Source organism: Achromobacter sp. AONIH1, assembly GCF_002902905.1.
In the GTDB taxonomy this organism is placed as follows: domain Bacteria; phylum Pseudomonadota; class Gammaproteobacteria; order Burkholderiales; family Burkholderiaceae_B; genus Achromobacter.
In genome coordinates, this window is record NZ_CP026124.1 from 1,733,914 (window position 1) to 1,754,060 (window position 20,147).

At 68.3% G+C, this 20,147-nt stretch carries 16 protein-coding genes; 11 read left to right on the plus strand and 5 right to left on the minus strand.

All coding sequences use genetic code 11. The features are described 5' to 3' along the window. Positions 1-104 precede the first annotated feature (104 nt). Positions 105-3,605: an indolepyruvate ferredoxin oxidoreductase family protein gene (locus C2U31_RS07985; RefSeq protein WP_103272359.1), complete on the minus strand. Its 3,501-nt coding sequence runs from the start codon at positions 3,603-3,605 to the stop codon at positions 105-107. 139 nt (positions 3,606-3,744) lie between these two features. Between C2U31_RS07985 and C2U31_RS07990 the strand changes: the two genes are divergently transcribed. From C2U31_RS07990 to C2U31_RS08000, 3 genes are all read left to right on the plus strand, one after another. Then, positions 3,745-4,194, plus strand: a complete 450-nt coding sequence (locus C2U31_RS07990) for an Lrp/AsnC family transcriptional regulator (protein ID WP_103272360.1) — start codon at positions 3,745-3,747, stop codon at positions 4,192-4,194. Positions 4,195-4,504: 310 nt separating this feature from the next. Next, positions 4,505-5,011, plus strand: coding sequence for a hypothetical protein (locus tag C2U31_RS07995; RefSeq protein ID WP_103272361.1), 507 nt, complete (start codon positions 4,505-4,507; stop codon positions 5,009-5,011). A gap of 96 nt (positions 5,012-5,107) precedes the next feature. Continuing rightward, positions 5,108-6,307, plus strand: coding sequence for an MFS transporter (locus tag C2U31_RS08000; protein WP_103272362.1), 1,200 nt, complete (start codon positions 5,108-5,110; stop codon positions 6,305-6,307). Positions 6,308-6,348: 41 nt separating this feature from the next. On the opposite strand, the gene C2U31_RS08005 is transcribed toward C2U31_RS08000, so the two are convergent. Together C2U31_RS08005 and gltX are read right to left on the minus strand one after the other, a co-directional pair. Further along, positions 6,349-6,903: a hypothetical protein gene (locus tag C2U31_RS08005; protein WP_103272363.1), complete on the minus strand. Its 555-nt coding sequence runs from the start codon at positions 6,901-6,903 to the stop codon at positions 6,349-6,351. 15 nt (positions 6,904-6,918) lie between these two features. Then, positions 6,919-8,325, minus strand: coding sequence for a glutamate--tRNA ligase (gltX, locus tag C2U31_RS08010; RefSeq protein ID WP_103272364.1), 1,407 nt, complete (start codon positions 8,323-8,325; stop codon positions 6,919-6,921). Between the two features lie 132 nt (positions 8,326-8,457). Between gltX and C2U31_RS08015 the strand changes: the two genes are divergently transcribed. After that, on the plus strand, positions 8,458-10,896 hold the full coding sequence (locus C2U31_RS08015) for a GNAT family N-acetyltransferase (RefSeq protein WP_103272365.1): 2,439 nt from the start codon (positions 8,458-8,460) through the stop codon (positions 10,894-10,896). 140 nt (positions 10,897-11,036) lie between these two features. Here the strand turns inward: C2U31_RS08015 and C2U31_RS08020 are convergent, their stop codons facing one another. Both C2U31_RS08020 and yjgA read right to left on the minus strand, forming a co-directional pair. Beyond that, the gene (locus tag C2U31_RS08020) at positions 11,037-11,714 is read right to left on the minus strand and encodes an alpha/beta hydrolase (RefSeq protein WP_103272366.1); all 678 of its coding nucleotides are present in this window, start codon (positions 11,712-11,714) and stop codon (positions 11,037-11,039) included. A gap of 8 nt (positions 11,715-11,722) precedes the next feature. Then, complete coding sequence (gene yjgA / locus C2U31_RS08025; RefSeq protein WP_103272367.1) at positions 11,723-12,274, minus strand: ribosome biogenesis factor YjgA; 552 nt, start codon at positions 12,272-12,274, stop codon at positions 11,723-11,725. Between the two features lie 58 nt (positions 12,275-12,332). Here yjgA and pmbA point away from each other — a divergent pair, with 58 nt between their 5' ends. The 7 genes from pmbA (at position 12,333) to C2U31_RS08060 (ending at position 19,896) form a co-directional block, all read left to right on the plus strand. Next, positions 12,333-13,697, plus strand: a complete 1,365-nt coding sequence (gene pmbA / locus C2U31_RS08030) for a metalloprotease PmbA (protein WP_103272368.1) — start codon at positions 12,333-12,335, stop codon at positions 13,695-13,697. Positions 13,698-13,891: 194 nt separating this feature from the next. Then, on the plus strand, positions 13,892-14,989 hold the full coding sequence (locus C2U31_RS08035) for an ABC transporter substrate-binding protein (RefSeq protein WP_103272369.1): 1,098 nt from the start codon (positions 13,892-13,894) through the stop codon (positions 14,987-14,989). Positions 14,990-15,246: 257 nt separating this feature from the next. Continuing rightward, on the plus strand, positions 15,247-16,401 hold the full coding sequence (locus C2U31_RS08040; RefSeq protein WP_103272370.1) for an ABC transporter substrate-binding protein: 1,155 nt from the start codon (positions 15,247-15,249) through the stop codon (positions 16,399-16,401). A 253-nt stretch (positions 16,402-16,654) separates the two neighbouring features. After that, positions 16,655-17,536, plus strand: coding sequence for a branched-chain amino acid ABC transporter permease (locus tag C2U31_RS08045; protein ID WP_103276307.1), 882 nt, complete (start codon positions 16,655-16,657; stop codon positions 17,534-17,536). A 5-nt stretch (positions 17,537-17,541) separates the two neighbouring features. Continuing rightward, positions 17,542-18,408, plus strand: a complete 867-nt coding sequence (locus C2U31_RS08050) for a branched-chain amino acid ABC transporter permease (RefSeq protein ID WP_103272371.1) — start codon at positions 17,542-17,544, stop codon at positions 18,406-18,408. Continuing rightward, positions 18,401-19,189, plus strand: a complete 789-nt coding sequence (locus C2U31_RS08055; RefSeq protein ID WP_103272372.1) for an ABC transporter ATP-binding protein — start codon at positions 18,401-18,403, stop codon at positions 19,187-19,189. Before C2U31_RS08050 ends, C2U31_RS08055 begins: the two co-directional genes overlap by 8 nt. Continuing rightward, positions 19,186-19,896, plus strand: a complete 711-nt coding sequence (locus tag C2U31_RS08060; RefSeq protein WP_103272373.1) for an ABC transporter ATP-binding protein — start codon at positions 19,186-19,188, stop codon at positions 19,894-19,896. Before C2U31_RS08055 ends, C2U31_RS08060 begins: the two co-directional genes overlap by 4 nt. The last annotated feature ends 251 nt before the right edge of the window (positions 19,897-20,147 follow it).

The window sequence follows — 20,147 nt, forward strand, 5'->3', positions numbered from 1 at the left end:
AGCTACAAGAAGAAGATGTGACCATGCCTCCAAAAGATTGTTACGAAATGCACTGGGCGCGCCCAGCAAGGCGCGCCCAGGATCGGACTCGTGAGAGCGAGTGTTTACGCGGTTTTGCGCAGGGGCATGTCGCGAGGCGCAGGCGCCGTATAGCTTTGCATCAAGCGCGCCAACTCGGTCCGGTACTTCTCGACGTTCGCGGCCTTCACGTGGCCGAAGCCGCGTACCGTTTCCGCGAGGGCGGCGATGGTGGCCGCCTGTCCGAGCTTGTCCGCGTTCAAGCCGTCGAGCAACTGATCCACGGTCTGGCGGTACTCGGCGATCAGGGCGCGTTCCATCTTGCGTTCGGCGGTCCGGCCGAACGGGTCGAGCCAGGTGCCGCGCACACGCTTGAAGCGGGCCAGCAGCTTGAGCGCGGTCATGGTGCGCGGACCCAGCGTCATCTTGCGCGGCACGCCGGTGCGCGGATCCTTGCGCGCGAAGATCGGCGGCGCCATGTGGAAGCGCAGGCTGTATTCGCCTTCGAACTGGTCCTGGAGCTGGGCCCGGAACGCGTCGCCGGTGTAGAGCCGCGCCACTTCATACTCGTCCTTGTAGGCCATGAGCTTGAACAGGCTGCGCGCCACCGCCAGCGCCAGCCGCGGCTTGGCGTCGGGCGCCAGTTCGCGTTCGCGCGCCGCGACCCGCTCGACCACGTCCTGATATTGACGGGCGTAGTCGGCGTCCTGGTAGGCGGTCAGGTCGGCCAGGCGGCGCGCGACGGCGTGCTCGAACGATTCCGGCACATGCAGTTGCACGACTTGGGCGCGCGGACGCAGCGCGGTCGAGAGCGCGTCGGGCTGGTACGCCGCCAGGCGGCCGCTGTCGAAGGCGGCCCGGTTCGCGGCCACGGCCACGCCGTTCAGCTCGATGGCGCGGTTGATGGCGGCGTGCGACAGCGGCACGCCGCCGCGCTGCCAGGCATAGCCCAGCATGAACATGTTCGACAGGATGCTGTCGCCGAACAGGGCCAGCGCGGCCGCGTGCGCGTCGATCGCGGCGGTATGCGCATCGCCGGCGGCGTGGCGGATCTTGGCCAGCAGCGCCTCGGGGCGCATGGCCGCGTCCGGATTGCGGGTGAACTCCGACACCGGAGCCACATAGGTGTTCACGGTAACCTGGGTGTGGCCGTGGCGCAGCGCGCCCAGCGAGTCCGGCGCCACCGAGGCCACCGGGTCGCACAGGATGGCGGCGTCGGCCTGCTGCCAGTCCAGCCGCACGGGGCCGGGCTGGGCGCCGGCCGGCGCCAGCCGGATGTGGCTGACCACGGTGCCGCCTTTCTGCGCCAGGCCGGTCAGGTCGAGCACGGCGGCCGACAGGCCTTCCAGGTGCGCGGCCATGGAAATGATCGCGCCGATGGTGATGACGCCGGTGCCGCCCATGCCCGCCACCAGCAGGCGGTACGGCCGGTCCAGCGCGGCCGGCGCGGGCGCCGGCAGTTGCGCGATGAGCTGCTGCAGCCGCTCCTGGTCGGCCTTGGGCGCGGCGCTTTTCCTCGGCTTGCCGCCCATGACGGACACGAAGCTGGGACAGAAACCCTCGGCGCAAGAGTAGTCCTTGTTGCAGCTGGATTGGTCGATGGCGCGCTTGCGGCCGTAGGGCGTTTCCAGCGGCACCACCGACAGGCAGTTCGATTGCACGCCGCAGTCACCGCAGCCTTCGCAGACCGCGCTGTTGATCAACATGCGGCGGGCCGGGTCGGGGAACTGGTTCTTCTTGCGGCGGCGGCGCTTTTCGGCGGCGCAGGTCTGGTCGTGGATCAGCACGGTGACGCCGGGAATCTCGCGCAGTTCACGCTGCAGCGCGTCCAGCTCGCGGCGGTGGTGCACGCGGATGCCGCCCAGGTCCACGCCCTGGTATTTCTCGGGTTCGTCGGAGGTGACGACGATGCGGGCCACGTTCTCGCCGCGCAGTTGCTGGCAGATCTGCGGCACCGAGATCGGGCCGTCCACCGGCTGTCCGCCGGTCATGGCCACGGCGTCGTTGAACAGGATCTTGTAGGTGATGTTGGCGCGCGCCGCGACCGCCTGGCGGATGGCCAGGTAGCCGGAGTGGTAGTACGTGCCTTCGCCCATGTTCTGGAACACGTGCGGCATCTTGGTGTAGCGGGACAGACCGATCCAGTCCACGCCTTCGCCGCCCATCTGGGTCAGGCCGCCGGTGTCGCGGTCCATCCAGGCTGCCATGTAGTGGCAGCCCACGCCCGACAGGGCCTGGCTGCCCTCGGGCACCTTGGTCGAGGTGCTGTGCGGACAGCCCGAACAGAAGTAGGGGCGGCGGCGCATGCCGTCGGCCTCGTTGGACAGCGGCGCCTGGCACTCGAAACCGGCCAGGTCGCCGGCGGCGGGCAGGCCGGCCGCGCGGGCCAGCCAGGCTGCCAGCGGCCGCGCCAGCAGCGACGGGCGCAGCTGCCCGGCCGAGGGCACCAGCGCTTCGCCGTCAAAGTCTTTCTTGCCGATGACGGTGGGGCGGTCGGGCAGGTTGAACAGCAGGTCCTTGATCTGGCTCTCGACCACCGCGCCCTTTTCCTCGATCACCAGGATGTGCGAGAGGCCGCGCGCGAATTCCAGCAGGCGTTCGGCGTCCAGCGGCCAGGTCAGGCCGGGCTTGTAGATGCGTACCGGCGCGTTGGCGGTGACCGTGTCCACGCCCAGCCGCGCCAGCGCTTCCATGGTGTCCAGGTGCGCCTTGCCGACCGTGACGATGCCGGCCACGGCCTTGGGCGCCGGACAGGCGAGCTTGTCGATGCTGTGGCGGCGCGCGAAGGCGGCCACCGCCTTCATGCGCAGGTTCATGCGCGTCTCGACCGCCAGCGACAGGAAGTCGCGGGCCGAGTACTCCAGCATTTCGGGCGGCAGGTCCGGATCCGCCGGCATGTCGTAGTGTTGCGGCGGTGCGGGCGTGAAGGAATGGCCGCATTCGATGGTCTCGGACACGGCCTTGAACGCCACCCAGGCGCCCGAGTGGCGCGACAGCGCCCAGCCCCATAGCGCGAAGGTCTCGTATTCGTCGATGGACGAGGGATGCACGATGGGCATCTGCCAGCCGATCAGCGAGGCCTCGCTGGCGTGCGGGATCGAGGACGAGACGGCGGTATGGTCATCGCCCACCACCACCAGCACGCCGCCGTTGCGCGAGGCGCCCGCGGCATTGCCGTGGTGCAGGGCGTCGCCGGCGCGGTCCACGCCCGGACCCTTGCCGTACCACATGGCGAACACGCCATCGACCTTGCGGTCCGTGCGCATGCCGGCCTGCTGCGTGCCCATGACGGCCGTGGCCGCCAAATCTTCATTGATGCCGGGCAGGAAGCTGATCTGGTTGGCGTCCAGCGCCTTCTGCGCCTTCCACATGGCCATGTCCACGCCGCCCAGCGGCGATCCGCGGTAGCCGGACACGAAGCCGGCCGTGTTCAGGCCGCGCTCCTTATCCATCCGGCGCTGCGTCAGCATGATGCGCACCAGCGCCTGGGTGCCGGTCAGGAAAATGCGGCCGGTGCTGCGCGTGAGGTTATCGCCCAGCTGGTAGTCCAGATCCAGCTGAGGTTCGGGGGCGGGGGTGCCGTCCATGGTTGATGCTCCTAGTTTGGCACCATGATAGGTTCGCGGAGCATCGGGTTTATTGCGTTATCGGATCGTGCTATCCCTATAATTCGCAATGAATATTTCGTTTTCCCGATAATCAGATCAAAACAGGAGACAAACCCATATGGACAAGACCGACATCAACATCCTCAAGGCCCTGCAGGAGGACGGCCGGGCCTCGGCGCAGCAGCTGTCGGACAAGGTCGGCCTGTCGGCCGCTCCGGTGTGGCGGCGGGTCAAGGCGCTGGAAGCCAGCGGCGTGATCCAGGGCTACAGCGCGCAGGTGGACCGGGCCAAGGTCGGATTGGGTTGCATGTTCGCGCAGATCAGCCTGGAGCGGCATTCCGCCAATACGGTCGAGAACTTCGAGCGCTCGGTGCGCGACGCGCCCGAGATCCTTGAATGTTATGCGGTCACGGGCGACTCGGATTTCCTGCTGAAGATACTGGTGGAAAGCCCCGAAGCCTACGACCGCTTCCTGCACCGCTTCCTGTTCAACATGCCGGGCATCCGCCAGACCCGCACCATCGTGGCGCTGCGCGAGATCAAGCACGAGCAGCGCCTGCCGTTGTGAGGCGTGGATGTCGCGGCGCTCTTCCGCTCTATATAAAGAGCACCGCGACGTGGCAGGGCGGCGCATGCAGCGCGTCGACATCGTGCGCGCCCCGAGGCCGTGTCGCTTGAAACCAACGCATTTTTGCGGGTTCCAGCGCTAAAACTGGCGCCGCGCCAGCTCGACTGTTGCGCAATTGCACTAGGCGCGCGCGGTCGCAGCAATCGTCGTTGATTCTTCATCTTGCCCTCTTTAGAGTGCCTGATGTTTGTCGCGCGAGGGGCGCGCCGGGGGATCGGCGCGGCGCGTCGGCGGACGTGTTGAGGAATTCATGAGCAGTCTGTATTTGCGTATGGCCGGCGCGTTTGGCGTCGCCCTGATCCTGGCCGGTTGCGCCGCCAGGAAGCCCGCCGCCATCACGGAGGCCAAGCCCGAGGGACCGCCCAAGCCGCCGGCCTGCGTGCCCGTCAAGAGCGGTGATCCGATGGTCGGCACCTGGTATTCGAGTTCCAAGCCGCGTGGCGTGAGCGGCGACTTCCAGTCGCTGACCGTGCTGCGCGCCGACGGCACCATGGCATACGAGACCCAGCTCAAGATCGGCCGCAAGACGCGTCCGGCCTTGCGCGAGAGCGGCTGTTGGACCGTGGCCGACGGCGTCTACACCATGCGCACCACCGTCTCGAACGGCGAGATCGTGGACTTCGACGATCCCATCTACCTGAACCGCTACCGCGTCGAGAAGGTCGAACAGGCCAAGCTGACGTTGCGCGAGCTGAAGTCCGGCGGGCAGGTCGTGACCGCCCGCCGCATGCCGCAGGGCTACCGCCTGCCGTATTGAGCGTTGCGCCGGGCGGACATTTCGCCCGGCGGCCGGGTCGGCCGCGGCGGGCTGCGGTAAGGTGCGGGTTTCGCCTGCCACCACGTCCCGGCCATCATGCCCGCCCTGTCCTCCGAAGCGCGCGCCATCGCGCTGCTCGCCCTGGCTGCCTTCGTCAGCGCCAGCGCCTTCCGCATCTGTGATCCCATGCTGCCGCAGCTCGCGGCGGAGTTCGGCACCACCACCGGGCAGGCCGCGCGCGCCGTCACGGCCTTCGCCGTGGCCTATGGCGTGCTGCAGATGTTCTTCGGTCCCGTGGGCGACCGCTATGGCAAGTACCGCGTGGTCAGCGTCGCCACCTTCGCCTGCGCGCTGGGCAGCGCGGGCGCCGTCATGGCCCAGTCGCTCGATGTGCTGGTGCTGTGCCGGGCCCTGTCGGGCGCGGCCGGGGCCGGCATCGTGCCGCTGTCCATGGCCTGGATCGGCGACACCGTTCCCTATGAGCGCCGGCAGGCCACGCTGGCGCGTTTCCTGACCGGCACCATCCTCGGCATGTCCGCCGGCCAGCTCGCCGGCGGCCTGTTCGCCGACACGGTGGGCTGGCGCTGGGCTTTCGCGGCGCTGGTTTGCGGTTATCTGATAGTTGGTCTGTTGTTGCGCCAGGAAGTCCGGCGCCAGCAGGCGGCCGGCCTGGGCGCGGGCCTGGCCGCCGGCGCGCGCCAGGGCTTTGTCGCGCAGGCGCGGCTGGTGCTGGGCGCGCCCTGGCCGCGCGTGGTGCTGGCGACCGTATTCATCGAGGGGCTGCTGGTGTTCGGCGCGCTGGCCTTCGCTCCGTCCTATCTGCACGAGCGCTTCGATATTTCGCTGACCGCCGCCGGCGCGCTGGTGGCGGTCTATGCGGTGGGCGGATTGCTATACACCGTGGTGGCCGGTCGCATCCTCAAGCGGCTCGGCGAGCGCGGACTGGCGGTGGCGGGCGGGCTGGTGCTGGGCGTGGCCTTCCTGTCCTATCTGCTGGGGCCGGCCTGGGTGTGGAGCCTGCCGGCGAGCGTGCTGGCGGGCTTCGGCTATTACCTGCTGCACGCTACCTTGCAGACCAATGCCACCCAGATGGTGCCGTCCGCGCGCGGCACGGCAGTGGCCTGGTTCGCGTCCTGTCTGTTCATGGGGCAGGCCGCCGGCGTGGCGCTGGCCGGCGCGGTGGTGGACGAGATCGGGGCGGCCGCGCTGTTCGGCGGTTCGGCCGTGATGCTGCCCGTGCTGGGCGCGGGCTTCGCCTGGGCTCTCAAGCGCCGCGCGGCGCCGGCCACGGCCTGAGGCGGCGGGCGCGCCCAAGCGCGGCCTGCTGGCCGCGCGTTTCAGTCTTCCCAGTGGAACAAGGCGTCGAACACGGCGTAGGGCGGATCGGACAGTATCGTGGGGATGCTCAGATCCGGCGGCAGCGGCGCTTCCAGTTCGGCACGCCTGGCGCGCGCCAATCCGTGTCGCTCCAGCACGGGCTGGGCGCGCTCGGCCAGGGCCGCGACCGCCGGCGAGTCCAGCCGGTCGACCATGTCCAGCGCGGGCAGGTAGCTGCTGCCGCCCCTGGCATGGCGCCATTTCTCGCCCTGCATGAAGACGAAGCAGGGCGCCAGCCGGCATAGCAGGATCACCAGGCCGATATGCTGGTCGCCCTTGCCCGTCTTGAAATCACGCTCCTCGCGGTAGAACCAGGCGTCGACGAAGGACGCGTAGCCCGATCCATAGTGTCCCCAGGCGATACGCGAGGCCGCGGGCAGCGTCCGCTCCAGTTCGGCGCAGACGCGCCGGTAGAAACCATCGACCTGGGCTTCGTCGTTGCTGTCCCAGGGATGGCGGCCGCCGATCGGGCGTTGTGACGCCAGATTGGTCAGGTCGTCCAGGGACAGTTGCATGGCCGGGCGCGCGCCTCAGACCGAGGCCAGGCGCGCCAGCACCGTTTCCTTGCCCAGCAGCGCCAGCACGGCGTCCACCGCCGGCGTCTGCGTCTGGCCCACCACCGCCACGCGCAGCGGAATGGCCAGCTGCGGCATCTTCAGGCCACGGTCGGCCAGCACGGCCTTGATCAGCGCGGACAGCGCCTCGCGGGTCCATTCGGTGCCCTGGGCGCGTTGCGCGAAGTCCGCCAGCGCCTCGCGCGCGGCCGGCGTCAGGTGCTGTTCGGCCAGCTCGGCGGGGGCCGGCTTGAATTCGCCGCAGAACAGCATGGCGCCGTCGGCGAGCTGTTCCAGCGTTTCGGCGCGGTCCTTGAGCAGGCCCATGATGCCGGGCAGGTTGGTCTTTTCCGGGTGGCCGCCGCGCTTGGCCACGCGGGGGGCGACGCGCTCGGCCAGCTCGGCGTCGTCCATCTGCTTGATGTAGTGGGCGTTGACCCAGTTCAGCTTCTTCGGGTCCCACTGCGAGGCGGACTTGGACAGGTGGCGGGTGTCGAACCAGCTCACCAGCTGCTCGCGGCTGAACAGCTCGTCGTCGCCGTGGCTCCAGCCCAGGCGGGCCAGGTAGTTGATCATGGCCTCGGGCAGGTAGCCCTCGTTGTCGTATTCCATGACGTTGACCGCGCCGTGGCGCTTGGACAGCTTCTCGCCGTCCGGGCCCAGGATCATGGGCACGTGGCCGTATTCGGGCAGCGCGGCGCCCAGCGCGCGCAGGATATTGATCTGGCGCGGGGTGTTGTTGACGTGGTCGTCGCCGCGCAGCACGTGGGTGATGCCCATGTCCCAGTCATCCACCACCACGCAGAAGTTATAGGTGGGCGTGCCGTCGGGACGGGCGATGATCAGGTCGTCCAGCTCGGTATTGTCGAAGCTGATCACGCCCTTGACCATGTCGTTCCACGAGGTGGCGCCGTCCTGCGGGTTCTTGAAGCGGACCACGGGCTGGCGGCCGGCGGGCACCGGCGGCAGGGTCTTGCCCGGCTCGGGACGCCAGGTGCCGTCGTAGCGCGGCTTGTCGCCACGGGCGCGGGCGGCCTCGCGCATGGCTTCCACTTCCTCGGGCGAGCTGTAGCAATGGTAGGCGGTGCCGGCGGCCAGCATCTGCGCGACCACTTCACGGTAGCGGTCCATGCGCTGCATCTGGTAGAACGGGCCTTCGTCGGGCTGCATGCCAAGCCAGTCCATGCTGTCCAGGATCGCCTGCACCGCCTCGGGCGTGGAGCGCTCGACATCGGTGTCCTCGATGCGCAGCACGAAGGTGCCCTGGTGGTGGCGGGCGAAGGCCCACGAGAACAGCGCGGTGCGCGCGCCGCCTAGGTGCAGGAAGCCGGTGGGCGAGGGCGCGAAGCGGGTGCGGATGGGGGAGGAAGCGTTGGCGGTCATAGGAAGCGTAGCGGTGATGGCGGCGACGCCACAAAGCGGCGTCCGGCAGGGGCCACATCAAACATGCGGCGGGCTGGTCTTGTTACGATGGACGCTATTTTAGATTAGCGCCCGAATCGCGCCCGCCACCCCATGCTGCGACACACCCTGGCCCCGATGTTCGAACCCGGTTCGCTGGTGATCGTGGCCGACCGGCCCCTGCCGGCGGCGGGATCCCTGTCGCCGGCGCTCAAGGCCCGCTGCACGGTGGTCGATTGCGCCGTGAGCGAGGCGCCCGAGCTGCCCGCCAGCCTGAACGGCCTGGCGCCGGGCGAGCGTCCCGACCTGGCCCTGGTCTGCGTGTCGCCGGCAGTGCTGCCGGAAACGCTGCGCCGGCTGGCGGCGCTGTCGCCCCGCTCCGTCATCCTGCTGCCGCACGAACTGCCCGATCCGTATCCGCGCGGCACGCTGGCGCTGTGCCGCGCCTGGGCCGAGGAAAACCGCTGCGAGCTGCTGGGGCCGCGCTCCTTCGGCGCGCAGCGCCCGCACGCCGGCCTAAACCTCAGCCAGCACCCGGTGCTGGCGCGCCCGGGCCGGGTGGCCCTGCTGGCCCAGTCGCGCTCCATCATGGCGGCGGTCATGGACTGGGCCGAGGACGTGCACATCGGCTTTTCCGTCGCCGTCTCGCTGGGCGACGAGGCCGTGGTCGGACTGTCCAAGGTGCTGGACTACCTGGCCAGCGACCCGCGCACCGACAGCATCGTGCTCTATCTGGAGGACGTCGGGCCGGCGCGCGAGTTCATGAGCGTGCTGCGCGCCGCCGCCAGCGTGAAGCCGGTCATCGTGCTCAAGGCCGGCCAGCACGGCGCCGACAGCAGCGATGCTGTGTTCGACGCCGCGCTGCGGCGCGCCGGCGCGGTGCGGGTGCGCTACTTCGTGCAGCTGTTCTCGGCGGTCAAGGTGCTGGGCTATACCCGGCGGCCGAAGGGGCGGCGCGTGGCGCTGATCTCCAACGGCAACGGACCGCCGCAGCTGGCCCTGGACCTGATCGGCCCCGACGCCGCCGTGCTCAAGGCCGAGCTGACGCCCGCGACACAGCGGGCGCTGGCGGCCATGCTGGAGCCGGACGCGGCCATCGCCAATCCCGTCATCACCTATGTGCCGCTGACGCCCGAGCGCATCCGCGCGATCCTCGACGCCGTGCTGGACGATGCAGGCGTGGACGGCGTGCTGGTGCTGCTGGCGCCGGACGCGCTGGCCGACATGCCGGCCGTGGCGCGCGAGCTGGCCCAGGTCGCGCCCAAGGCCAGGAAGCCCGTGGTGACCTGTTTCATGGGCGACGCCGGCATGCGGCCGCTGCGGCGCATGCTGGACGATGCCGGCACTTCGGCGTTTCGCACGCCAGAGTCCGCCGCTGACGCCTTCGGCGTGCTGGCCACGCATCACTACAACCAGCAGCTGCTGTTGCAGACCCAGCCGCCCGAGCCCGCCAGCCATGTTCCCGACCTGGTCGCGGCCCGGGACCTGCTGGCGCGGGTGCGCGCCGAATGCCGGCGCGAGCTGAACACGTCCGAGATCCGCTCCCTGCTGGCGCTGTTCTACGTGCCCTTGCGCGATGCGCCTCTGGAGGTGGCCTCGGCCGAACCCGAGTCGCGTCCCATGGCGGTGCGCGTGCGTCGCGATCCGCAATTCGGCCCCGTGATCCGCTTTGGCGCGGGCGGCCCGGACGCCTTCCTGTCGCAGTCCGATCGTGGCATGGACCTGCCGCCGCTCAACGGCTTCCTGGCGCGCCAGCTGATCGAGCGCAGCCGGCTATGGCGCCGCGTGCTGGCGCCGCGCGTCGGCCATCTGGCGGCCGAGGCGCTGCAGCAGGCGCTGGTGCAGGTGTCCGAACTGGTCTCGGAATTGCCGGACATCGAATCGCTCGACATCGATCCGCTCTACGCGGGCGAAACCCAGCTGCGCGCGGGCGGACTGCGCATGACGCTGACCGAGACGCCCGGCTGCGCCACGCCGCAGACCGCCGGCTACCCGCACATGGCGATCCACCCGTATCCGGCGCGGCTGGTGCAGGTGCGACGCTTCAACGACGGCATCCCGTGGGTGCTGCGGCCGATCCGTCCCGAGGACGCCGAGTCGTTGCAGGAGTTCATCCGCGGCCTGTCCGAGCGCTCGCGCTACATGCGTTTCGTGTCGATGATGCGCGAGCTGACGCCGCGCATGGTGTCGCGCTATACCCAGGTGGACTATCACCGCGAGCTGGCGCTGGTCGCCGCCACGCTGGTGCCCAATCCCGCCAATCGCGGCCATCCGAGAGAGGTGCTGGTGGGCTTCGCGCACTATCTGCGCAACCCGGACGGGCGCGGCGCCGAGTACGCGTTGGTGATCGGCGACGACTGGCAGCGCCGCGGCCTGGGGCGTCAGCTGATGTCGGCGCTGATCGACGCGGCGCGCGAGCAGGGGCTGGAATACATCGACGGGCTGGTGCTGTCGACCAACCGGCCCATGCTGGCGCTGATGACCAGCCTGGGTTTCACCAATGATCCCGACCCGGAAGACCCGACCATGCGGCGGGTCTGGCTAGAGGTTTAGTCCCCCCCGAAGCGCTGCGCGCTTCCCCCCCAGGGGGGCGCCGCTACGGACCGGCGAAGCCGGCTCCGTGCGGCCCCGATGGGGTAGCGCCTGCTATTTATGCTGCAGGTGGCGTATCCGGGGGGCGGTCGTTGACTTGCTCAGCTCAGCACTTCGCGCAGGAAGCGCGAGATGTCGGCCACTTCCTCGGCGCACACGGAATGCGGCATGCCATAGGTGTGCCAGCGCACGTCGCAGCCCAGGCGCTGCAGCTCGGCCAGCGTGGCCTTGGCGCGCGCCAGCGGCACGACCGGATCGAAAGTGCCGTGGGCCAGGAAGATCGGAGTGCGCGCATTGGCGCCGTGGCGCTCGGCCTCGGCCGTGTCCAGCAGCGGCAGGTAGCCCGACAGGCCCATCATGCCGGCCAGCTTCTCGGGCAGGCGCAGGCCGGTGTGCAGCGTCATGGCGCAGCCCTGCGAGAAGCCGGCCAGCACGATGTTGGACGTGGGGATGCCGCGGGCGTTCTCGCGCGCGATCAGCTTGTGGATCTCGGCTTCCGAGCGGCGGATGCCGGCGCCGTCCTCGACGCGCACCAGGTCCATCACCAGGATGTCGTACCAGGAACGCATGGCCATGCCATTGTTGATGGTCACCGGCTGCACCGGCGCGTTCGGGAACACGAAGCGCACCTTGCTGCCGGCCGGCAGGTCCAGCTCCGGCACGATGGGCGCGAAGTCGTTGCCGTCGGCGCCCAGCCCGTGCAGCCAGATCACGGCGTGCGTGGGATTGGGGGCGGTTTCGATCTCGATGCAGTCGAGCAGGTCGGTCGTGGCGGTCATGGATGGAATCAGTGGATGAGGGCCTTGAGCGCCTGGAACAGCGCCCGGTACTGCTTCTTTTGCGGCTCCTGGCCTTGCAGCAGGGCGGCGTTGGCCTGTTTTTCCTTGCGCGCGGCCCGGATCACGGCGCGCAGGTGCTGCACGTCGGCCTGCGGATTGTTCTCCAGCAGGCGGGTCAGGGCCTCGTCGTCGTCGAGCAGGCGGTCGCGCAGGGTCTCCAGCCGGTGCATGGCGGCGGTTTCCTCGCGCGAGCCGTTTTCCCAGACGTCGAGCTGGGCGCGGATTTCCTCGGCGGGGGCGTCGCGCATCAATTTGCCCACGAAATGGGTCTGGCGGCGCAGGCCCTCGCGGCTGGTGGTGCGCTGGGCCATGCGGATGGCTTCGTACAGGCGTTCCGCCAGCGGCAGCTGTTTCAGGCGTTCGGGCGACAGGGCGATCAGCTGCTTGCCCAGGTCCAGCAGCGCGTGCATCTCGCGCTTGACCTGGGATTTGCTGGGACGGTCGTAGCCGTTCTCGTCGTAGCCTTCGTCGACGGATTCTTCTTCGGGATGGGAATTCATGGAAAACTGCGCAATGACAGACTTGGCTATGATAACCGTCTCTGCAAATTGGACAGCAATGGTCAAACCCTCCTCATCCCTGCCGCTGGCGGCAAATCACGCGCGTTTTTCCGAACTCGTCGAGCAAACCCTCGCCTACGCGCGCCAGATCGGCGCCTCGGACGCGGCGGCTGAAGTCTCCGAGAGCCTGGGGCTGTCGGTCTCCGTGCGCAAGAACGACATCGAAACCGTCGAGCAGACCCGCGACCGCTCGCTGGACCTGACGGTCTACGCCGGCCAGAGCCGAGGCTCGGCCTCGACCTCCGACTTTTCCGAGGCGGCGCTGCGCCAGACCGTGGAAGCGGCCTGGCACATTGCCCGCCATACCGCCGCCGACCCGGCGGCCGGCCTGCCCGACGCCGATCAGCTGGCCACCGAATTCCCCGACCTGGACCTGCACCACGCCTGGCCGGTGTCCACCGAAGAGGCGGCCGAGCTGGCCCTGCGCGCCGAGCGCGCCGCCCGCGAGGTCGATTCCCGCATCACCAATACCGATGGCGCCTCGGTGGGCACCTACGAAGGCCAGTTCGTCATGGGCAATACCCGTGGCTTCCTGGGTGGCTACGCCTATTCGCGCCACAGCCTGTCGGTGGCGCCGATCGCCGGCCGCGGCAACGGCATGCAGCGCGATTACTGGTACACGTCCGAGCGCGATCCGGCCAGCCTGGCCTCGCCCGAGGCCGTGGGTCGCTATGCCGCCGGGCGCACGCTGTCGCGCCTGTCGGCGCGCCGTATCCGCACCGGCAAGTTCCCGGTGCTGTTCGAGGCGCCGCTGGCCCTGGGCCTGGTCGGCGCCCTGACGCAGGCGGCCAACGGTGGCGCGCTGTACCGCAAGGCCAGCTTCCTGCTCGACGCCCTGGGCAAGCCGATCTTCCCGTCGCACATCAACCTGACCGAGGATCCGCACGTGCGTGGCGCCATGGGCAGCTCGCCGTTCGACGACGAAGGCGTGCGCACGCGCAAGCGCAGCGTGGTGACGGCCGGCGTGCTGGAAGGCTATTTCCTGTCCTCGTACACCGCCCGCAAGCTCGGCATGACCACCACCGGCAACGCCGGCGGCTCGCACAACCTGACCTTCAGCTCCACCCAGACCCAGGCCGGCGACGATTTCGAAGCCATGCTGCGCAAGATGGGCACGGGCTTCCTGGTCACCGAGCTGATCGGGCAGGGCGTGAACTACGTCTCCGGCGACTATTCGCGCGGCGCGTTCGGCTATTGGGTCGAGAACGGCAAGATCCAGCACGCCGTGCAGGAAGTGACCATCGCCGGCAACCTGAACGACATGTTCCGCCAGATCGTGGCGGTGGGCGCCGACGTCATCTCGCGCGGCACCAAGACCACGGGCTCGATCCTGATCGAGCAGATGGCCATCGCCGGCGTCTGATCCCGTTGGCCGGGGCGCGGCCCCGGCCAACGCCGCCTTGCCCGGCCGCCCGCGCCGTCGCGTCTTTGCAATCCTGCCTTTGCAATCCCTTACCTGCTCGGGAATTCCTCTAGCAATCCCTGACCCCGCCAGCGTGTAATATCCGGCGGGTATTGCTGGAAGTCCCTGGTGTTGCTGTAAAGAAGGAGCAAGAGATGCAACGACGTTCATTCTTGAAACAGGCGGGGCTCGGCGCCGTGGCAACGGGCGCGGCCATCGCCGCGCCGGCATATGCCCAGGATTCGCCGTCGTTGAAGTGGCGCCTGGCCTCCGGTTTCCCCAGCGCCCTGGACCTGCGCTTCGGCGCGGGCGAGACCTTCTGCAAGTTCGTTTCCGAATCCACCGGCGGCAAGTTCAGCATCCGCCACCTGCCCGAGGGCGAGGTCGCGCCCGCGGCCGAGCTGGTCGACGCGGTCGGCGCCGGCAAGGTCGAATGCGCCCACGCCTCTTCCGCGCTGCTGCACGCGCGCAATCCCGCCTTTTGCTTCGATGCCGGCATGCCTTTCGGCCTGACCGCGCGCCAGATGGACGCCTGGATGATGGAAGGCGAGGGCCTGCGCCTGACCCGCGAGCTGTTCAAGCCCCTGAAGGCCGTCAACTTCCCGCTGGGCAATACCGGCGGCCAGATGGGCGGCTGGTTCAGGAAAGAGGTCAAGCGCGTGGGCGACCTGAAGGGCCTGAAGATGCGCGTGGACGGCCTGGCCGCCGACGTGCTGGCCCGCCTGGGCGTGGCGCCGCAACAGGCGGCGCTGGCCGAGCTGGCGCAGGCGGCCGAGAAGGACGGCCTGGAGGCCGTGGCCGGCTCGGGCGCCTACGATGACAGCAAGCTAGGGCTGAACAAGTTCGCCAAGTTCTATTACGGGCCGGGCTGGTGGGCGGGCAGCGGCCAGCTGTCGCTCTATATCAATGACGAGGCCTGGAGCAAGCTGCCCAAGAACTACCAATCGGTGGTCGAGGCCGCCGCCCGTGCCGCGCACGCCGCCGCCTCGGCCCGCTATGACGCGCGCAATCCCGGCGCCCTGGCGCAGTTGACGGCCAATGGCGCGCAGTTGCGCGCCTTTTCCCGCTCGATCATGGACGCGGCCTTCGAGGCCACGCAGCAGCTCTACAAGGAACTGGGCGACAAGGACCCGGCCTTCAAGGCGCTGCACAGCAGCTATATGGGTTTTCGCGACAGCGAGATGCCCTGGTTCCGCCTGACCGAGGGCGCCTACGGCCAGTACCTGGGCGTGGCGCTGTCGGCCAGGAGCTGAGCAGGAGGCCGTTGCCGAATGGCATTCGGCAAGGAGTGGGGTTTTCACTGATTTCCCCTGGTTTTTGACTAGAAATCGGGCGGTTTGGCGCCTTTTGTTGAACGGCATTCAAGTTTCGGCCTGATACAAAAGGAGTAATATGCCGGGTCTTGACGCGCGAACGCGCCGCCTTCGAGCGGCAACCGCCGTCAATCCGGCAGGCCTGGCCGACCCGGATTACCAAACATTCCGAGACAGACTTTAGGGTGGTATCAACCATGCAATCGAAGACCAAGAAGCTGCTGGCCGCGCTGATCGCGGCCGGTGTCGTTCCGGCTGCCCACGCGGCCGACCTCAAGCTGGGCGTGGCCGAGGCCCTGTCGGGCGGCGCCGCCCAGTACGGCGCGTCGATCCGCAACGGCTTCCAGCTGGCTGCCGATGAAATCAACGCCGCCGGCGGCATCAACGGCAACAAGGTCGTGCTGGTGATCGAGGACGAACAGGGCAAGAAGGAAGAAGCCATCAACGTCTTCAAGAAGCTGATCTTCAAGGACAACGTCCTGATGGTCTTCGGCCCGACGCTGTCGAACTCGGCCCAGGCCGCCGACCCGATCGCCCAGGCCGCCAAGACGGTCGTCTTCGGCACCTCCAACACCGCCGATGGCATCACCTCCATCGGCAACTACGTGTTCCGCAACTCGGTCACCGAAGCCGACGTGCTGCCGGCCACCATCTCCACCGTCAAGGCCAAGACCGGCCTGAAGAACGTGGCGGTGCTCTACGGCAACGACGACGTCTTCACCAAGAGCGGCTACGACAACTTCAAGAAGGCCCTGGAAGACCAGAAGATCCCGGTCACCACGACCGAGACCTTCGCCAAGGGCGACGTGGACTTCAAGGCCCAGCTGACCAAGATCAAGGGCACCAACCCCGACGCCATCGTGCTGTCGGCCCTGCTGGCCGAAGGCGCCCCGATCATGGTGCAGGCCCGCCAGCTCGGCATCAACCTGCCGGTCATCGGCGGCAACGGCATGAACTCGGTCAAGATCTTCGACCTGGCTCCCGGCGGCGCGTCGAACAACCTGTGGATCGGCAGCCCCTGGTCCATCGAGAACAAGTCGGCCGAGAACGTGAAGTTCATCGACGCCTACAAGGCCAAGTTCAACGGCGCGCCCGACCAGTTCGCGGCCCAGTCGTACGACGCCATGTACATCGTCGCCCAGGCCCTGAAGAACACCAAGATCAGCGGCGACCTGCCCAAGGACCGCACGGCACTGCGCGACGCGCTGCCGTCGGTGCAGTGGACCGGCGCCACCGGCGCCTTCAAGTTCCGCCAGGCCAACGACCGCGCCGGCAAGCCCGCCGGCTACGACGCCGACCAGGCGCCGATCGTCAGCGTGACCAAGGACGGCAAGTACGTCATCGAGAAGTAATCGGCACGCGTCCCCCTGATGGGGGATGCGCCTGGCGCGCGGCCTGGACGGGGCGTGCGCCAGGCGCTTTTCATAGCAGGGCCGCCCCAAGACAAGAACATCCCCCGGGGGCAGCAGGCCCGCGCGGCGCAAGCGGCGCGGGAGCATTTCCTTGTCGCGGGAGCGCTTCAAGCAGAAGCGCATCCGCGGGGCGCAGGCCCGCGCCATCAGCGCGGCGCGGCGGTCCTTTCGGTTTTATCTGGAACGTCCAATCATGTTGGAACAACAATTCGTCAACGCCTTGTCGCTGGGCTGCGTCTACGCCCTGTTCGCGCTGGGCTTCACGCTGGTCTTCGGCGTGCTCGGGGTCATCAATCTGGCGCATGGCGCGGTTTTCATGGTGGGGGCCTACGCGGCGCTGACCGTGGTGCAGAACCTGGCCCTGCCGCTGTGGGCGGGACTGGTGGCGGCCTTCGTCGTCGCGGGCCTGACCGGCGTCATCATCGACTACCTGGTGCTCAAGCCGCTGCGCAAGCGCAACGCGCCTCACCTGATTCCCATGATCGCCACCATCGGCGTGGGCATCATCCTGAACAACGCCGCGCAGGGCATTTTCGGCGCCAGCAACCTGCGCTTCCCGCACGGCACCGTGCCCGAGGAAGTGATCGAGGTCGCCGGTCTGCACCTGACCGTGATCGAGCTGGGCATCATCTTCATGTCCTTCGCGCTGATGGCCGTGCTGATGTTCGTCATGCGCCGCACGCAGTTCGGCCGCGCGCTGCGCGCCATCGCCGAATCGCCCAAGGCCGCCTGGCTGCTGGGCATCAATGTTGAAAAACTGTTCATCACCACTTCGTTCGCCGCCGCGGCGCTGGGCGGCGTGGCCGGCGTGCTGATCGGGCTGTACTCGAACGCGCTCTTCCCGCTCATGGGCCAGCCCATGCTGCACAAGGGCATCGCGGTCATCATCCTGGGCGGCATGGGCGACATCCGCGGCGCCATGCTGGGCGGCCTGTTCCTGGGCTTCGCCGAGGTGCTGTCGGTGGCCTATATCGGCTCCACCATGCGCGATGCGGTGGCATTCGGCCTGCTGTTCCTGATCCTGCTGGTGCGTCCGCAGGGCCTGTTCGGCAAAGTGGTTCAACGCAAGGCGTAAGTGTGATGAGCGGATTCGAAAATTTCTGGGCCATTTATGGCAACCTGGTGCTGACGCTGGGCACCAATGCCCTGCTGGCCCTGTCCATCTGGCTGACGCTGGCCTGCGGCATGCTGGCCATGGCCAATGCGGCCTTCATGGGCATCGGCGCCTACGCCGCCGCCTTGCTCACCATGAACTACGACGCCTCCTTCCCGGTGGCGCTGGCCGGCGGCATGCTGGCGCCGGCCCTGGTGGCGGCGCTGATCGGCCTGCCCACGCTGCGCTTGTCCGGGGTCTACCTGGCCATGGCGACGCTGGGTTTCGGCGAGGTGGTGCGCGTGACCGTGCTGAACACCGAGTCCATCACCGGCGGCGCGCTGGGCCTTAACGGCATCCCGCAGCTGACCCAGTGGTGGCACGTGATCCTGGCGGTCGTCATCGTGCTGTTCGTGCTGTGGCGCGTGCGCGTGTCCAAGATCGGCCGCGCCTTCGACGCCATCCGTGGCGACGAAACCGCCGCCGGTCTGATGGGCATCGACGTGCGCGCCAACAAGATGCTGGCATTCGTGGCGGGCGCCATGATCGCCGGCCTGGCGGGCGCGCTGAACGCTCACCTGACCTTTTTCATCGGACCCAACGAATACGGCTTCGACCGTGGCGTGGAAATCCTGACCATGGCGATCCTGGGCGGCATCGGCGGCCTGGCGGGCCCGGTGCTGGGCAGCTTCATCATCACGGTGCTGCCCGAGATGCTGCGCGGCTTCGCGGATTTCCGCCTGGTCGTCAATGGAGTGATCCTGGTGGTGATCGTGTTGTTCCTGCCGCAAGGCATCTGGGATCCGGCGCGCTTCAAGCGCTGGATGCGTCAGGGAGGCAAGCGCCATGCTTGAGCTTTCCTCCGTCTCCAAGAGCTTTGGCGGCCTGCATGTGCTGCATGACGTCAATCTGTCCGTGCCCCAGGGCAGCATCTACGGCCTGATCGGCCCGAACGGCGCCGGCAAGACCACGGTGTTCAACCTGATCACCGGCCTGCTGCCGCCCAGCGGCGGCGCCATCACGTTCAACGGCGACAGCCTGCTGCGGCGCGCGCCGCACCAGATCACGCGCATGGGCATCGCCCGCACGTTCCAGAACATTCGCCTGTTCAAGGAGATGACGCTGCTGGAAAACGTGGTGGTCGGCGCCTACCGCCACATGAACTACGGCTTCCCCAGCCTGCTGCTGGGCCTGCCGGGATTCCGCGAGCACGAGAAGCGGGCCCGCGAACGCGCCCACGAGCTGCTGACCTGGATGCGCCTGGACCACAAGGCCAATGACCTGGCTGACAATCTGTCCTACGGCGAACAGCGCCGGCTGGAGCTGGCGCGCGCGCTGGCCACCGAGCCCAAGCTGCTGTTGCTGGACGAGCCGGTCGCGGGCATGAACACCGGCGAGCGCGCCGAGCTCATGCGCGAGATCCTGGCGATCCGCGAACGCGGCTACACCATTCTCATGATCGAGCACGACATGCGCTTCGTCATGGGCCTGTGCGAACAGATCGCGGTGCTGAACTTCGGCAAGATCATCGCCTGCGGCGGGCCTGAAGAGATCCGCAACAACGAGCAGGTCATCGAGGCCTACCTGGGCCGCGAAGACGATGAAGACGCCGAACACGCGGAGGCCGCAAAATGAGCGCAATGCTGGAAGTCCGCGGACTCGAGGTCAACTACGGCCATATCGAAGCCGTCCGCGGCATCGACCTGGACCTGAACGCCAAGGAAATCACCGCCCTGGTCGGCGCCAACGGCGCCGGCAAGTCCACCACGCTGCTGGCGCTGTCCGGGCTGCTGCCCAAGGCGAGCGGCCGCATCAGCTTCGAGGGCGAGGACATCACCAACCTGCCGCCGCACCAGCTGGTCGCGCGCGGCATCGTGCAGGTGCCGGAAGGCCGGGCCATCCTCACCACCATGACGGTGCTGGAAAACCTGGAGCTGGGCGCCTACCGCCGCGGCCTGAAGAACGTGGGCTCGGATCTGGAGTATGTCTTCAATCTGTTCCCGCGCCTGAAGGAGCGGATCAACGGCATGGCCGGCAACCTGTCCGGCGGCGAGCAGCAGATGCTGGCCATCGGCCGCGCGTTGATGGCCAAGCCGCGCCTGTTGCTGCTGGACGAGCCGTCGATGGGCCTGGCGCCCATCGTGGTGCAGGAGATATTCCGTTCGCTGCGCGCCATCAACGCCGACGGCCTGACCCTGTTCCTGGTCGAGCAGAACGTGCGCCAGGCGCTGAAGATCGCCCAGCACGGCTATGTGCTGGAAAACGGCGCCATGGCGCTGAGCGGCACCGGCCGCGAGCTGCTGGGCCATCCTCGGGTGCTGGAAGCCTATCTGGGCGCCTGACCGGATCTTGCCGGGGCGCGCGCGGTTCAGGTTGCGCGCGCCGGCCGCTGTCTGGCGGGACGTCTGCCGCCTGTCAGGGCAGGCGCCGCCAGGCAGGCATTTCGTCCAGCGAAGGTTGTCCCTTTTATATGAGGCCCTTTCGTCTGGCTGCCCCCGCGAGCCGTCCCGGTGAGGACGGGGGCGGATGCGGGAGGCCGTCGCCTCCTGGCTTGCCCATTTTTTGAGCAGCTGTGTTAGAATCACAGGCTTTC

Bases quoted from the DNA above. Each gene is read 5' to 3' on its own strand.
- C2U31_RS07985 (WP_103272359.1), bottom strand. From the start codon at position 3,605: ATGGACGGCACCCCCGCCCCCGAACCTCAGCTGGATCTGGACTACCAG.
- C2U31_RS07990 (WP_103272360.1), top strand. From the start codon at position 3,745: ATGGACAAGACCGACATCAACATCCTCAAGGCCCTGCAGGAGGACGGC.
- C2U31_RS07995 (WP_103272361.1), top strand. From the start codon at position 4,505: ATGAGCAGTCTGTATTTGCGTATGGCCGGCGCGTTTGGCGTCGCCCTG.
- C2U31_RS08000 (WP_103272362.1), top strand. From the start codon at position 5,108: ATGCCCGCCCTGTCCTCCGAAGCGCGCGCCATCGCGCTGCTCGCCCTG.
- C2U31_RS08005 (WP_103272363.1), bottom strand. From the start codon at position 6,903: ATGCAACTGTCCCTGGACGACCTGACCAATCTGGCGTCACAACGCCCG.
- gltX (WP_103272364.1), bottom strand. From the start codon at position 8,325: ATGACCGCCAACGCTTCCTCCCCCATCCGCACCCGCTTCGCGCCCTCG.
- C2U31_RS08015 (WP_103272365.1), top strand. From the start codon at position 8,458: ATGCTGCGACACACCCTGGCCCCGATGTTCGAACCCGGTTCGCTGGTG.
- C2U31_RS08020 (WP_103272366.1), bottom strand. From the start codon at position 11,714: ATGACCGCCACGACCGACCTGCTCGACTGCATCGAGATCGAAACCGCC.
- yjgA (WP_103272367.1), bottom strand. From the start codon at position 12,274: ATGAATTCCCATCCCGAAGAAGAATCCGTCGACGAAGGCTACGACGAG.
- pmbA (WP_103272368.1), top strand. From the start codon at position 12,333: ATGGTCAAACCCTCCTCATCCCTGCCGCTGGCGGCAAATCACGCGCGT.
- C2U31_RS08035 (WP_103272369.1), top strand. From the start codon at position 13,892: ATGCAACGACGTTCATTCTTGAAACAGGCGGGGCTCGGCGCCGTGGCA.
- C2U31_RS08040 (WP_103272370.1), top strand. From the start codon at position 15,247: ATGCAATCGAAGACCAAGAAGCTGCTGGCCGCGCTGATCGCGGCCGGT.
- C2U31_RS08045 (WP_103276307.1), top strand. From the start codon at position 16,655: ATGTTGGAACAACAATTCGTCAACGCCTTGTCGCTGGGCTGCGTCTAC.
- C2U31_RS08050 (WP_103272371.1), top strand. From the start codon at position 17,542: ATGAGCGGATTCGAAAATTTCTGGGCCATTTATGGCAACCTGGTGCTG.
- C2U31_RS08055 (WP_103272372.1), top strand. From the start codon at position 18,401: ATGCTTGAGCTTTCCTCCGTCTCCAAGAGCTTTGGCGGCCTGCATGTG.
- C2U31_RS08060 (WP_103272373.1), top strand. From the start codon at position 19,186: ATGAGCGCAATGCTGGAAGTCCGCGGACTCGAGGTCAACTACGGCCAT.